The organism is Nocardia sp. NPDC006044, from assembly GCF_042871115.1.
Classification (GTDB): domain Bacteria; phylum Actinomycetota; class Actinomycetes; order Mycobacteriales; family Mycobacteriaceae; genus Nocardia.
Map to the genome: position 1 here is coordinate 510,891 of NZ_JBIAID010000004.1, position 14,734 is coordinate 525,624.

Below are 14,734 nucleotides of genomic sequence, written 5' to 3' on the forward strand. Positions count from 1 at the left end.
TGAGGGACCCGCCATGAGCACATTCGCGACGGAAAGGCATCCGATGTACGGGCTTGACATCGCGCCGAGATTTCACCACCTCGCCATTCAGACCGACGATGTGGACGCCACGATCCGGTGGTACCAGGAATTCCTCGGCGCCACGGTGGAATGGAAGCTGGACAGCTTCTCGCCACTCACTCTCGAGCGACTACCGGGGATCGAGAAACTGGTCGAGCTGAAAACGGGCGACGTGCGATTCCACGTCTTCGACCGGGCCGAGCACACACAGGACGGCCCGGACCCGCTCGGCTACCAATTCCAACACGCCGGTATCACCGTGGACCGGCCGGAAGATCTTGTCGCACTTCGGGAGAGGTGGCTGCAGGCGCGGGAATCGACCGACCTCCACTGGGCCAGAGACGAGGCGCCGTCCGACATCGTGACCGACGCGGATGGCATGCAGAGCCTGTACGTGGTCGATCCGAACGGCCTCGAAATGGAATTCCTCTACTTTCCTGGAGCCGGGTCGTGAGCAGTCGTAACGGACATGAGTCGAACGGGCGCAGGCTGCCCGCATTGCAGCCGCATGTGTTGTTCATGCCGCCGCTGGGTGACGGCTTCGAGGGTTCGGACGGCGGCGGCGATATCGCGGCCGTCGATCGAGAAATGCTGGACTATCAGGTCTTCGGCACCCGGCCGGTGGAGGCGGAACGGCTCTTCTGGTACCGCTGGATAGCGGGGCACCAGGTCTCGTTCCTGCTGTGGCGAGCCATGTGTGACGTCGTGTGGCTGCACTCCGGCGACGATGCCGACAAGCCGGGCGAGCGCGAACTCGACCTGCTGTCCGCCTGCGTCGACGGGTACAGCGCGATGCTGCTCTACTCGTCCACCGTTCCGCGCGAGCACTATCACGCCGACATCAGGGCGCGAATGGCGTTGCAGCACCCCGCGTTCAGCGGCACCTGGGCGCCGGACTATCGACCGGTGCGCCGACTCTTCCGCGGCAAGCTGCCGTGGCAGGAGGATCCGGCGTGCACGGCGCTCGACGCGGCCGTCGCCCGTAATGAGGCGACGCACAGTCACATCGCCGATCATCTTGTGCCGGACGGTCATTCGCTGTTGCAGAAATCCGCCGGCGTACCCGGCGTGAGCGTCTCCCGGGAGAAGGAGGACCTCTACGACAACTTCTTCCTGACCGTCCGGCGTCCGGTGAGCCACGGCGAGTTCGTGGCCCAGCTCGATTCCCGGATCGCGGACCTCACCGCGGACCTGCGGCACAACGGGTTGTATCCGCATGTCGACGGCCATCATCACCCGGTCGTCACCGACGAGTCCGACGCGGCGATGCGACCGCTGGTCGCCGACATCCTGCGCGTGCTGGATCGGGCGGCCCGGCTGGTATCGGACATGCGACTCGAGGAGGCGCGCCGATGAAGCACGGCATCGTCCTGCTGCCCGAGCACGAGTGGAAGATCGCCGCCGACCGGTGGCGTGCCGCCGAACAGCTCGGCTACCAGCACGCATGGACCTACGACCACCTGATGTGGCGCTGGCTCGCGGATCGCCCGTGGTACGGCTCGATTCCGACGCTGACGGCCGCGGCCACCGTCACCGGTTCCATCGGCCTCGGCCTGCTCGTGGCCACCCCCAACTTCCGCAATCCGGTCGCGCTCGCCAAGGAACTCGTCACCGTCGACGATATCGCGAGCGGGCGGCTGATCTGCGGACTCGGTTCCGGCGCACCGGGATTCGATGTGAGCATCCTCGGTGGGCCGGACCTCGCCCCGCGTGAGCGCGCCGATCGATTCGAGGCGTTCGTCGAACTCCTCGACACCGTGCTCACCCGAGGCTCCGTGACAAAGGTGTCACGCTGGTACACCGCGGCGGGCGTGGACTTTTATCCGCGTGCCGGCGACGCGCCACGCCTGCCCTTCGCCGTGGCCGCGACCGGCCCGCGTGGCATGGCGCTGGCCGCCAGGTTCGCGCGGTACTGGGTTACGTCCGGACCGCCCAACGACTTCCGCATGCGGCCGCTGCGCGAGGTCGTGCCCATGCTGCGAGACCAGGTGCGCGGCATCGACGCCGCGTGCGAGCGGGTGGGCCGGGACCCGGCCACCCTGGGCAAGCTGTTCGTCGCCGACGCGGCGGTGGGCGGGATCACCGGCTCGCTGGCCGCCTACGAGGACGCCGCCGGCCAGCTCGAGCAGGCGGGCATCACCGACCTCGTCGTGCACTGGCCGCGCCGGGATCAGCCGTATCAGGGCGACGAACAGGTCGTGGTCGATTTCGCCGAGAAGCATTTGGGAGGCGAGTGATGCGAGTACTACGCGTGGACATGTTCGGCGCGGCGCCCGGCCGGGGGAGCACCTTGGACGTGCTGATCCCCGCGGGCCGGTGCGACGACCGCGTGGTGGCGGAGGCCGCCGAGTATGCGCGCCAAGGGAATTCGGACGAGAGCGCACTGGTGAGCGAATGCTCGCCCGCGCAGCGGACGTTCGGCTCGCGGATCTTCAACGCCGACGGCGAGACGCCGTTCGGCACGCATTCGCTGGCCGGGGTGGCCGCCTGTCTGGTCGGCACCGGCCGGCTGGCGCCGGGCGACGTCGGCCGCACGGCCGAGGTCGGCTGCCAGTGGCTGTGGACCGACGGCAGCGACGTGCGGGTGCCGTTCGACGGACCCGTTGTGCACGAAGAGATTCCGTGCGATCCGGGGTTGTTCGGCTGGCATACGGGCAGCTCGCACGCCGGTGGCATCGGGCGGGCCTTCAACTTCGTCCGGGTCACCGAGGACCCACGTTCCCTGCCGGTGCCGGATCTCGACCGGATGCGGCAGGCCGGTCTCACCGATCTCACCGCGTATCGCTGGGATTCGGCTCGCCAGGAGGTGCTCGCCCGTGTGTTCGCCCCCGGGTTCGGCATCCCGGAGGACGCGGGTTGCCTGCCCGCGGCCGCCGCGCTCGGGCTCACCGGGCTCGGTTTGACCGCCGACGGCCGGTCGCCGGTGACGGTTCGCCAGGTGACGGGCGACGGACGCGAGTCCGTCTTCGGCTGCACCGGCGCGAGCCGCGGCGACACGGCGAGCGTGCGGATCACCGGCCGGGTGTGGGTTCCCGCGATCGACGACGAGCAGAAAGCGAGTGAGGGATGAGCATTCGGTCCGAATCCGGAGCTACCATGCCTGCCCTCGACGAGGCCAGGCGCCGGGACGATCTCGATCCGCTGGCCCAGTACGCGCGCCAGTTCGCCACCGCGGGCGCCATCCACCTCAACGGGAACTCCCTCGGCCCGCCCCGCGGCAACCTGGCCGCCGAACTCGACCGCGTCGTGTCCGGCCAGTGGGCGCCGCGCCAGGTGCAGGCCTGGTTCCAGGACGGCTGGCTCGATCTGCCGCGCACGGTCGGCGACAAGCTGGGCACACTGCTCGGCGCCGGGCCGGGGCAGGTGCTGGTAGCCGGCGAAACCACCTCCACGACCTTGTTCAACGCGCTGACCGCCGCCGGTCGGCTGCGCCCGGACCGTCCGGTGCTGCTGATCGAGGCCGAGTCGTTCCCGACCGACCTGTACATCGCGAACTCGGTGGCCCGGCTGCTGGACCGCGAGCTCGTGGTCGAGTCGCGTGGCGGCTTCGAGGAATACCTGCGGGACAACGGAACTCAGGTCGCTGCGGCGCTCGCCGCCCCGGTGGACTTCCGCACGGGAGAGCGGCGGGAAATCCGTCCGATCACCGCGCTGTGTCACGCCGTTGGCGCCATATCGGTGTGGGATCTCAGCCATGCCACCGGCGTGCTGCCGGTGGACCTCGATGCGAACGCGGTCGACCTGGCCGTCGGCTGCGGCTACAAATACCTCGGCGGCGGCCCGGGCGCACCGGCCTTCACCTACGTTCCCACCAGACTTCAATCGAGCGTGGACTTTCCACTGGCCGGCTGGCACGGGCACGCCAAGCCGTTCGCGATGGCGCGGACGTTCATTCCGGCCGACGACATCGATCGCGCCCGCACCGGCACGCCGCCGCTGCTGAGCCTGGTCGGCTTGAATCATGCCCTCGCCCCGTTGATCGAGGTCGGCATTCACGAATTGCACCGGCGGGCCAGGGATCTCGGCGAGTTCTTCCTCGAGTGCGTCGGTAGCGGCCGTCCCGATCTGCTGGATCGGCTGGTCTCCCCGCGCGATGCGGACCGGCGCGGCGGTCACCTCGCGTTGCGAATTCCGCAGGCGGACAAGGTCGAAGGCGCACTCGCGGACAGCGGCGTGCTGGTCGACGCCCGCCCGCCGGACCTGATCCGCTTCGCCTTCGCGCCGTTGTACGTGACGCACGAACAGGTGTCGCAGGCGGCCGACGCACTGTGCCACGTCGTGGCGGCGCAGTCATGACCCGCGCCCCCGAATATGTTGCGCCCGAGTACGTCACCTACGCGCACATGGACGAACTGCATGCGCTGCAGGTCCCACGCAGCGAAGCCCGCGGCGAGCTGAACTTCATCCTGATCAGTCACGTGAAGGAGCTGCTGTTCCGCGCGGTGATCGACGATCTGGCCACCGCCCGCCGCGCGCTGGACCGCGACGACGTCGCCGGCACCTGCCTGGCGCTGGCCCGCGCGACCCGCACGCAGCGGGTGCTCGTGGCCTGCTGGGAGTCGATGAACGGGATGTCGGTCGATGAATTCGTGGCCTTCCGGGAGGTGCTCAACGACGCCTCCGGCACCCAGTCCTTCGCCTACCGGGCCCTGGAGTTCGTGATGGGCAATCGGCCGCAGCGGCAGGTGGAGGCGGCGTTCCGGGACGGGCACGCGATGCTGCGGGCCGAACTGCTGGAGCCCTCGCTGTACGACGTGGTGCTGCAACATCTTGCCCGGCAGGGATTTTCGGTTCCCGCCGCGTGCCTGGAAAAGCCGTCGGCACAACAGCACGAGGCGCATCCGCTCGTCGAGGACGTGTGGCTGGAGATCTACCGGCACCCCGACCGGCATCCCGACGCGCACCGGCTGGCGGAGGCCCTGCTGGAGGTGGCCTATCAGTTCTCGCACTGGCGGGCCACCCACCTGCTCGTGGTCGAGCGGATGCTCGGCGGCAAGAGCGGGACGGCGGGCACCGACGGAGCGCCGTGGCTGCGCGCCATCAACGAACACCGCTTCTTCCCGGAACTGTGGACATTCCGCACCCGGCTCTAGAGCACAGACCTCAGATAAATACCCCGACTGCTGGAGGAACACGATCACGATGACGGAACTGAAGACCGAGCTGACGAAACCGGTCGACCTCACCTCGCTCGTCCCGGTGTTGTTCGGGTTCGCTGCTTTTCAGCAGCTGCGCGCGGCCTCGGAATTGCAACTGTTCGAATACCTCGACCTGAACGGCCCGTCCACCAGCGACCAGGCCGCCGAGGGGCTGGGCCTGCCCGCCAAATCCGCGCGTCAGCTGCTGCTCGGCACCACCTCGCTCGGTCTCACCGACCGCGAGGGCGACGCGTACACGCTGAGCGCGATGCTGCACGACGCGATGGCCGACGGCACCTGGCCGCTCATCCGCAACATCATCGACTTCCAGCAGCGGCTGACCTACCTGCCCGCCAAGGAATACGCCGAATCGCTGCGGACCGGCAAGAACCTGGGCCTCAAGCACCTGCCGGGCAAGGGCAACGACCTGTACACCCGGCTCGAGCAGACGCCGGAATTGGAGGCGCTGTTCTTCCGCGGCATGCATTCCTGGTCCGAGCTGTCCAATCCAGTACTGCTGCATCAGGTCGACTACAGCACCGTGACCAAGATTCTGGATGTCGGCGGCGGCGACGCGGTGAATGCGATCGCGCTCGCCCAGGCACACCCGCACCTGAAGATCACCGTGTTCGATCTGGCGGGCGCGGTCGAGGTGGCCGGAGACAATATCGCGGCCGCCGGGCTCGGTGACCGGATCGACGTCGTGGCCGGCGATATGTTCGGCGACCCGCTGCCGCGCGGATATGACGCCGCGCTGTTCGCGCATCAGTTCGTGATCTGGTCGCCGGAGCAGAACCGGGCGCTGCTCGAGCGGGCGTACGCGGCGCTGCCGCCGGGCGGCCGGGTGATCGTGTTCAACGCGTTCGCCGACGACGACGGGCGCGGCCCGCTTTACACCGCGCTGGACAACGTCTACTTCGCCACCCTGCCGTCCGAGGAATCGACCATCTACCCGTGGCGGGAGCACGAAGAGTGGCTCGTCGCTTCGGGATTCGGTGACATCAAGCGGATTCGCAACGAGGGCTGGACGCCGCACGGAGTCATCGAAGGGCGCAAGTCCGATGAGTGAGCCGACCTTGCTCGACCGCGAGTACTCGCCGAGTTCGGTCGCGCGGCACATGACCGCCTCGCTGCGGCGGTACCGGAGCCTCAGCGACGCCGCCCGGTCCGAGCTGGACGTGCACATCGCCGTGCCGTACGGCGAGGGGCACGGCGAGCGCTGTCATGTGTTTCCGGCTGTGCCGAAAGGCACTCGGGGACCGGAGACGCCGGCGCTGGTGTTCGTGCACGGCGGACACTGGCAGGAGTCCGGCATCGACGACGCCTGCTTCGCCGCCGCGCACGCGGTGGCGCACGGATGTGCCTATGTCGCCGTGGGTTACGGGCTCGCGCCGGATCGTACGGTGCCCGGCATGATCGGCTCGGTGGCCCGGGCGCTCGACTGGCTGGTCACCACCGGGCCGATGCTCGGGATCGATCCGGAACAGCTGCACGTGGCCGGTAGCAGCGCGGGCGCGCATCTGCTCGCCGCGGCGCTCACCGGTGACGATGCGCCACGGGTGCGCAGCGCGTGCCTGCTGAGCGGGCTGTACGACCTCACCGAGATCCCCGGCACCTACGTCAACGACGCCGTGCGGCTGACCCCCGAACTCGCCGACCGATGCAGCCCGCTGCGGATGCCCGCACCGCGCTGCGATTCGGTCCTACTCGCCGCCGGGCGACACGAGACCCGGACGTATCTGCACCAGCACGCGGCGTACGCGGAACATCTTGCCGCACAGTCGGTCCCGGTGAGCGCGCAGATCGTGCCCGAACGGGACCACTTCGACCTGCCGCTCGATCTGGCCGACCCGGCGACCCCGTTCGGCCGGACCAGCCTGCGGCACCTCGGCCTGGCGCCGCGCCGCCGAGGCGCATCGACACCGGAAGGAACGGTGACATCAGCGCGATGAAACCCACACTGACCGCCCCGGAGTCCGTCAGCACGGGCTCGGCCGAGGGCGCGACCACCGAGACCATCGTCGACGCCTTCGTGCGCACGGCGCGCGAATATGCCGACCGGGAGGCGATTTCCGACGGCGAGACCACGCTGACCTATGCCGAACTGGACAACCTCGGCAGCCAGATCGCGCGGGCGTTGCGTGATCGTGGATTGACGCCGGGGGCGCGGGTCGGGGTGCATCTGGAGCGCAGCCTCGCCACCTATCAGGTGTTCCTCGGCATTCTCAAGGCCGGGCTCGTGGTGGTGCCGTTCAATCCGGCCCACCCGGCGGAGCACAAGTCGCGGATGTATGAGGTCGCCGAGCCGGCCCTCACCGTGACGGACGACGCTGCGGCAGAAGGATTTCCGGCGCAGACATGCCTGCCGGTCCGCGATCTGCTGGCGGCCGCGGCGTCGTTGTCCACCGAATCCGGGCCGTCCGCGGTCACCGCGGCGGCGCCGGCGTTCATCCTGTTCACGTCCGGTTCGACCGGCGTGCCCAAGGGCGTCGTGATCGCGCATCGCGGAATCGCCCGGGTCTCCCAGCATCTCGTCGGATTCACGCCGGGACCCGACGATCGGTTCCTGCAACTCGCGCAGCCCGCGTTCGCCGCGTCGACCACCGACATCTGGACCTGCCTGCTGCGCGGCGGCCGGCTGACCATCGCGCCACAGGAGATGCCGCCGCTCGGTGAGTTGGCGAGGGTGATCGCGCGCGAGCGGATCACCGTGCTGAACCTGTCCGTCGGACTGTTCAATCTGCTGGTCGAGCACCACGCCGAGCAGCTCACGCAGGTCCGGACGGTGATCGTCAGCGGTGACTTCCCGTCCGCGTCGCACCTAGAGCGTGCGCTGGCGGTGATCGACGGTGACGTGTTCAACGCGTTCGGCTGCACGGAGAACTCGGCGTTGACCGCGGTGCACAAGATCACCCGGGCGGATCTGTCCGACGCCGAGATTCCGGTCGGCAGGCCGATGCCGACCGTCGAGATGTCGGTGCGCGACGAACGTCTGGCGCCGTGCGGGCCCGACCGGATCGGCGAGCTGTGCATCGCCGGTGACGGTGTGGCGCTGGGATATCTGGGCGATCCCGAGCAGACCGAGCGCAAGTTCGTCCGGCACGACGGGCAGCGGCTGCTGCGCACCGGCGATCTGGCCAAGCTGACCACCGACGGAGAGATCGTGCTGGCCGGCCGCACCGACCAGATGGTCAAGGTACGCGGATTCCGAGTAGAGCCAAGGCATGTCGAGGTGACCGCCGAGGCGTTCCCCGGCGTCCAGCAGGCGGTGGCGCAGGCCGTGCCGAGCGGCGGCGCGGCGGATCAGCTCGCGCTGTGGTGCGTGCCGGCGACCGGACACGAACTCGCGGACCGCGATCTGACCGAGTATCTGCGAAATCGCCTGCCCGACTACATGGTTCCGTCGATGGTCTTGGTCGTCGACGCGTTTCCGCGCAACGCCAACGGCAAGATCGACCGCAAGGAACTCGGTTCACGGCTCGCGGAACACAGCGCCGACGAGGCCCCGGCGGGCGTGGACCCGAGTGCCCCCGTGCGGCCCGGGCCCGAGGACCGGATCGCCGCGGTCGTCCGCTCGTCGCTCGCCGACATCACCAAGGCCGGCGAGCTCGACCTGGATGCCGGGCTGATCGAAAGCGGTGTCACCTCACTGCAATTGATCGACCTCGGCGCCCGGCTCGAGGACGTGGCGGGTGTCGAACTGGCCCCCGACGAGATTGTCGGTGCGGGCACCGTGCGCGGTGTCGCCGACCTGATCCGCACCAAGCGTGCGCGAGGCTGACATGACGGCTACCGATCAACACACCTCGAACGGCGCGGAACGTCGGCCGGCCTCCCCGGCTCAGCCCGGTCTGTGGTTCGACAGCAGCTACGGCGCGGATCCGACCGCATACAACCAGCCGCTGGTCCTGCGGGTGGGTGTCCGGCTGGAGCATCGCTACCTGGTCGAGGCGTTGGCCGCGGTGCAGCGGGATCATGCCGCGCTGCGCACCACCTTCGACCTGGACGCCGACGGCGAACTGCGCCAGGTGGTACACCGCGAGCTGGCGCCGGACGTGGACGTGCGCGACCATCCGGGCGGCGACACCGATGCGTGGGTGGCCGAGCAGGTGGCCGAGATCGCCGGTGCCGCTTTCGATCTGCGGGCCGGCCCGCTCGTCCTGGTCCGGCATCTGCGGTTCGGCGACGCGGGGGGCAGCGTGCTGGTGTTCAACATCCACCACACCGTCTTCGACGGCATGTCCTGGAAGCCGTACCTCACCCAGCTGGAAGCGGCCTACACCGCGGTGCGCCACGGCGACCCGCCGTCGCGGGAAGACCGGCGCCAGGCCATCGAGGCCTATGCGCGGTGGGCCGAGCTGGCCGACGACACCGAAACGCTGCGGTTCTGGCGGGACAAGCTCGCCGACGCCCCGGCGGCGGCGCCCCTCGGCTTGCCGGCCGAGGGGCCCGCGCGGCACGTGACCCGGCAGTCGGTGCTCGATGCCGAGCTGTCGGCGCGGGTGCGCGAGTTCTGCGCCGCGGCGGGCATCACCACCAGCATGTTGTTCGTCGCGCTCAGCTTCGTGATGCTGCACCGGCAGACCGGGCGCGACGATGTCCTGCTCGGTATTCCGGTGTCCGTGCGCGGCGCGGGTGACGCCGAGGTGCTTGCCCACCTCACCAATACCGTGGTGCTGCGGCACCGGCTGCCCGACGGCGCGACCGCCCGGGACGTGCTGCGGGCGGCGAAACGAGAAGTGCTGGAGGGTCTTCGGCATCGGCACGCGCCGCTGGAGGCGGTCCTCGGCGAGCTGCGGTCGGCCGGCGGCAGCCAGGACGGCGCCTTGTTCAACGCGATGGTCACCGTAATGCCCGCCGCCGCACGTCGTTTGGATCTGCCCGAGTGGGGAGTGCAGACGTGGGAGCACGAGCCGGGCGGCGCCAAGTACGACCTGGCGATCCTGGTGGACGAGACCTCCGACCACTTCACCCTGGTCGTCGAGCACGCGACCGCCGCGGCCGACGGCGAGCAGTTCACCGAATACCTGGCGCAGCGGCTGCGCACCCTCCTGGACAGCGTGCTCACCGATCCGGATGTGGCGGTCGGCGATCTGCGCTGGACCGGCGAGGAAGAGGAGCGGGCGATCGCCGAGCTGTGCGCCCGTCGCGGCGACGCACCCGAACTCGGCACCGAGCTGACCGCCGACCTGTTCGCGGCGAGCGCCGCGACCGCCAGTTCCGAGCCGGCGGTGTCAGTAGACGGCACCGTGCTCACCTACGCCGAATTGGCCACGCGCGCAGACACGGTCGCCACGGCTCTGGTCGCCAGGGGGGTCCGCGACGGGCAGCCGGTCGCCGTGCTGATGCGGTCGAGCCTCGACCTCATCGCGACGGTGATCGGGATTCTGCGTGCCGGCGGCAGCTACGTCACGCTCGACGCCGACCAGCCGTGGGATCGACTGAACTTCACCCTGAACGACTGCGGCGCAGGATTATTGGTGCGGGCGCCCGAGATCGATATCGCGGGAGCCGCGTTGCCGTCCGGGCTCGAAATCATCGATGTGACCGAAATAGCCGATGCGGAAGCCTCGTTCGTGGGGCAGCGGAAGACGCCGCAGGATACGGCCTACGTCGTATACACCTCGGGCTCCACGGGGCGGCCCAAGGGTGTCCGGCTGCCGGAGATCACGCTGGCCAACCTCGTGCACAACCAGGCACTTTTCACGTCGGACCGGACCATGCGCACGTTGCAATACATGCCGCCGGCGTTCGACGTCTTCGCCATCGAGGTCTTCGGAACCCTGTGCAACGGCGGCACTTTGGTCATACCGCCGGTCGCCGCCCGCACCGATTTCGAGGCGCTGGCCGCGCTGCTCGCCGAGGAGCGGGTGGAGCGGGCATACCTTCCGTACGTCACGCTGCGTGAGCTGGCCGCGGTGCTGCGCTCGTCCACGGTGGAACTGCCGGACCTGCGCGAGGTGTATGTCACCGGCGAGCGTCTGGTGATCACCGGCGACGTGCGGGCGATGTTCCGCCGGAATCCGGCGGCCCGGCTGATCAACGCCTACGGCCCGTCCGAGGCCCACCTGTGCAGCTGGGACCGGCTGCCGGCGGACCCGGACGAATGGCCGACCATCCCGTCGATCGGCCGCGTGGTGGCCGGCGTCGACGCGTACGTGCTCGACACCGACTCGGCCGGCGCGGACCGGCAGGCGCCGTTCGGCGTCGAGGGCGAACTCTGCGTCGCCGGGCCGGTCGTCTCGCCCGGCTACATCGGGCTGCCGGACAAGACCCGCGAGGCCATGGTCCCCGACCCGTTCGTGGACGGCCAATTGATGTATCGCACCGGCGATGTGGTCGTGCTGGCACCGGACGGCCGCCTGCACTACCGCGGCCGCAAGGACGACCAGGTCAAGATCCGCGGCTACCGGGTCGAACCGGGTGAGGTCGAGGCCGCGGTGGAACGGGAACTGGAGGTGGACGCGGCGGCCGTGATCGTGGTGTCCGAGGGTGGCGACCGCGCGCTGCGCGCCTTCGTGCAGAGCGCCGCGGAACCGCCTGCGGACTGGCGTGATCGGCTGGGCGCCGTGCTGCCCGGCTACATGATCCCGCGGCAGGTCACCCGCCTCGACACGATCCCGGTGACCCCGAACGGGAAGACCGACCGTCGTGCGCTGGAGTCGCTGCCCGTCGAGTCGGCAGCCGAGGGCACCGACCCGGCCGATGTCGCGTGGACCGACTCGGAACGGACGATGGCCGGGCTGTGGGCGGAGGTGCTGGGCCGCCGCCCGGCGACCCCGGACGACGATTTCTTCGTCCTCGGCGGCCACTCGCTGCTCGCCGCCCGCCTGCATCGGGAGGTCAAGCAGCACTTCCACACCGACGTCGCGCTGTCGACGCTGCTGAGCACGCCCACCCCGCGCGGGATGACGAAGAGCCTCGCCGACCGCTACGCCGCGGCCGCACCTGACCTTTCCGCCGACGCCGAGCTGCACGACCTGGTCGTGGGGGAGCGGCGCGAACCCGCGCACGGCACGGTATTCCTCACCGGCGCAACGGGATTCCTCGGCAGCCATCTGCTCGACGAACTGCTGCGCACCGGACAGCGGGTACGCTGCCTGGTCCGCGCGGACACCGCGGCCGACGGACGCGACCGACTGCGTCGCACGTTCCGCAAGTTCGCGCTCGATCCGTCCGGCCTCGACGAGGTGGAACTCTGCCTCGGTGATCTCGATCAGCCGCGGTTCGGTCTGGGCGAGGACTACGACTCCGTCGCCCGGGACGTGACCGAGGTCTATCACGCTGCGGCACATATCAATTTCGTCGTTCCGTACCACACGGTCAAGCGCACGAACGTCGACGGCCTGCGGCACCTGCTCGACTTCTGCGGGATCAATCGCACGCCGCTGCGCCTGATCTCGACGCTCGGCGTCTTCCCGCCGGACTCGACCTCCGGCCGGGTCGGCGAGGACACGGTGCCGGGCGACCCCGCGTCGCTGGGCATCGGATACTCGCAAAGCAAGTGGGTCGCCGAACAACTCGCGTTCCGGGCGCGGGCGGCCGGGCTGCCGGTCACCGTGCACCGGGTCGGCCGGATCGCCGGTCATCGCCGGACCGGTGCGTGCAGGCACGACGACTTCTTCTGGTTGCAGATGAAGGGCTTCGCGCTGCTCGGCTGCTACCCCGACGACATCGTCGAGACGCCGGCCATCGACCTGTTGCCGGTGGACTACGTCGCGCGGGCCATCATCCGGCTCTCGGAAGGCAAGCCGGACAACGAGAATTGGCATCTGTACCACCCGGACGGCCTCGACTGGCCCACCATCCTCGAAGCCATTCGCGCCGAAGGATATGCGACGGAACCGGCCACCGGGTCGGTGTGGATGGCCGCCCTGGAACGCGAGGCCGCGGAGAACGACGACGAACGGCGCGGCCTCGGCCCGCTGGTGCCGCTCATGCGGGAAGGGGTGATGCGGCTCGGTGCGCACTCGTTCGACAACGAGAAGTCCCGGCGCGCCCTCACCGACGTGGGATGTCCTTACCCGCAGGCGAATCCGGGCTGGATCCACCGGATGTTCGAGTACTTCCGCGCCGTCGGCGCCATCGCGCAACCGCCCGAGCGAGCTCATGGAGGAGACCAGAATGACTGAACAAGCGATGCGCTCGGTAGTGATCATCGGCGCCGGGCCGGTCGGTTGCGCATTGGCCACACTGCTGCGCAGGCAGGGACTGGAAGTGGATCTGTTCGAGCGGCAGACGGAGTCGGCGGGCGCCGGCTCCGGGCACTCGTTCAACCTGACGCTCACCTCGCGCGGGCTCGACTGCCTGCCCCGATCGGTGAAACGCCGTCTCTACCTTCAGGGTTCGGTGCTGGCCAAGCGGATCATCCACCACCGCGACGGCGCGATCTCGACCCAGGCGTACGGGACGACCTACAACCATCACCTGCTGTCCATCCCACGCGGGATCTTGCAGGACCTGCTGCGCGACCAGGCGCTGCGCGAAGGCGCCCGGATTCATTACGGACAGCGGTGTCTCGACGTGGACACCGCGCGACCCGCCGCGCTGCTCCAGGATCGGGACGGCTCGTCCAGCTGGGTGACCGGTGATCTGCTGGTCGGCTGCGACGGCGCCAACAGCGCGGTCCGGGACGCCATCGTCGCGGCGCATCCGAAAGATGTGTGGATGACCCAGGATACGATCGCGCACGGCTACGCCGAGATCACCATGGACTACGGGGACGCCGATCCCACGGGTATGCACCTGTGGCCGCGCGGCGACCACTTCCTCCAGGCCCAGCCGAACCGAGATCAGACGTTCACCACCAGCCTGTTCAAGCCGACAGCGGGAGATGGTGCGCTGCGGCGCTTTTCGGGTCTGCCGTCGGCCCAGGCGATCAGCGACTATTGCGCGACGCAGTTTCCGGATGTCTTCGGCCGGATGGCGGAGGTCGGCAACGAGCTGGCCGGTAGAAGTCCGGGCCGGCTCCGGATCATCACTTGCGCCCCGTATCACCATCGGCGCGCGGTGCTGGTCGGTGATGCCGCGCACGCCGTGGTCCCGTTCTACGGGCAAGGCATCAACTGTAGTTTCGAGGACGCCGCCACCTTGGCGAGCCTGCTGGAGAAGTTCCAGGCCGCGGTCCGGTCCGAGGGCGGCACGGTCAAGACGGTCGCCGAGGTCGTGGTGGACGAATACAGCGCGGTTCGGGTGCGGGCCGGGCACGCCCTCGCCGAGCTGTCGATGCGGAATCTCGAGGAACTGTCCGACCACGTGAACAGCCCGCTGTTCCTGGAACGCAAGGCGCTGGAACGGCGGCTGCACGAGCTGCGTCCCGATCTGTATACGCCGCTCTACCAACTGGTGGCGTTCACCCACATGCCGTACGACGCGGTCCAGCGGGTGCAACGGGAGACGAGCGCGGTGCTGGACGCCCTGTGCGCGGGGCGCGATGTGCGCGCGGAGCAGGACGCCATCATCGGCGAGTTCGCCGAGCGGTACGGCGACACGCTCCCGCCACAGCTGACGCCGTCGAAGCAGCGGACGGGATGAGG

The 14,734-nt window shown here is 69.3% G+C and carries 11 protein-coding genes; all 11 read left to right on the plus strand.

The window, feature by feature from the left end; translation table 11 throughout:
* Nucleotides 1–13: 13 nt before the first annotated feature.
* From ACFYO1_RS33545 to ACFYO1_RS33595, 11 genes are read left to right on the plus strand one after another with little or no spacing between them, the layout of a single operon-like run.
* Nucleotides 14–514 carry a VOC family protein gene (locus ACFYO1_RS33545; protein WP_387240034.1) on the plus strand — a complete coding sequence of 167 codons (501 nt, stop codon included), beginning with the start codon at nt 14–16 and terminating at the stop codon, nt 512–514.
* On the plus strand, nt 511–1,416 hold the full coding sequence (locus ACFYO1_RS33550; RefSeq protein WP_387240037.1) for an L-tyrosine 3-hydroxylase: 906 nt from the start codon (nt 511–513) through the stop codon (nt 1,414–1,416). Before ACFYO1_RS33545 ends, ACFYO1_RS33550 begins: the two co-directional genes overlap by 4 nt.
* Complete coding sequence (locus ACFYO1_RS33555) at nt 1,413–2,297, plus strand: LLM class flavin-dependent oxidoreductase (protein WP_387240040.1); 885 nt, start codon at nt 1,413–1,415, stop codon at nt 2,295–2,297. Before ACFYO1_RS33550 ends, ACFYO1_RS33555 begins: the two co-directional genes overlap by 4 nt.
* Nucleotides 2,297–3,130: a phenazine biosynthesis protein PhzF gene (locus ACFYO1_RS33560; protein WP_387240043.1), complete on the plus strand. Its 834-nt coding sequence runs from the start codon at nt 2,297–2,299 to the stop codon at nt 3,128–3,130. The genes ACFYO1_RS33555 and ACFYO1_RS33560 overlap by 1 nt, the downstream gene beginning before the upstream one ends.
* Nucleotides 3,127–4,356, plus strand: a complete 1,230-nt coding sequence (locus tag ACFYO1_RS33565; protein ID WP_387240046.1) for an aminotransferase class V-fold PLP-dependent enzyme — start codon at nt 3,127–3,129, stop codon at nt 4,354–4,356. The genes ACFYO1_RS33560 and ACFYO1_RS33565 overlap by 4 nt, the downstream gene beginning before the upstream one ends.
* The gene (locus ACFYO1_RS33570) at nt 4,353–5,153 is read left to right on the plus strand and encodes a tryptophan 2,3-dioxygenase (protein WP_387240049.1); all 801 of its coding nucleotides are present in this window, start codon (nt 4,353–4,355) and stop codon (nt 5,151–5,153) included. Before ACFYO1_RS33565 ends, ACFYO1_RS33570 begins: the two co-directional genes overlap by 4 nt.
* A 49-nt stretch (nt 5,154–5,202) precedes the next feature.
* Nucleotides 5,203–6,267: a methyltransferase gene (locus ACFYO1_RS33575; RefSeq protein ID WP_387240052.1), complete on the plus strand. Its 1,065-nt coding sequence runs from the start codon at nt 5,203–5,205 to the stop codon at nt 6,265–6,267.
* On the plus strand, nt 6,260–7,150 hold the full coding sequence (locus ACFYO1_RS33580; RefSeq protein ID WP_387240055.1) for an alpha/beta hydrolase: 891 nt from the start codon (nt 6,260–6,262) through the stop codon (nt 7,148–7,150). The genes ACFYO1_RS33575 and ACFYO1_RS33580 overlap by 8 nt, the downstream gene beginning before the upstream one ends.
* Nucleotides 7,147–8,979, plus strand: a complete 1,833-nt coding sequence (locus ACFYO1_RS33585; RefSeq protein ID WP_387240058.1) for an amino acid adenylation domain-containing protein — start codon at nt 7,147–7,149, stop codon at nt 8,977–8,979. The genes ACFYO1_RS33580 and ACFYO1_RS33585 overlap by 4 nt, the downstream gene beginning before the upstream one ends.
* Before the next feature lies 1 nt (nt 8,980).
* Nucleotides 8,981–13,330 (plus strand): amino acid adenylation domain-containing protein, encoded by a 4,350-nt coding sequence (locus ACFYO1_RS33590; RefSeq protein WP_387240061.1) that lies wholly within the window; start codon nt 8,981–8,983, stop codon nt 13,328–13,330.
* Nucleotides 13,323–14,732, plus strand: a complete 1,410-nt coding sequence (locus tag ACFYO1_RS33595) for an FAD-dependent oxidoreductase (RefSeq protein ID WP_387240064.1) — start codon at nt 13,323–13,325, stop codon at nt 14,730–14,732. Before ACFYO1_RS33590 ends, ACFYO1_RS33595 begins: the two co-directional genes overlap by 8 nt.
* Nucleotides 14,733–14,734: the final 2 nt, after the last annotated feature.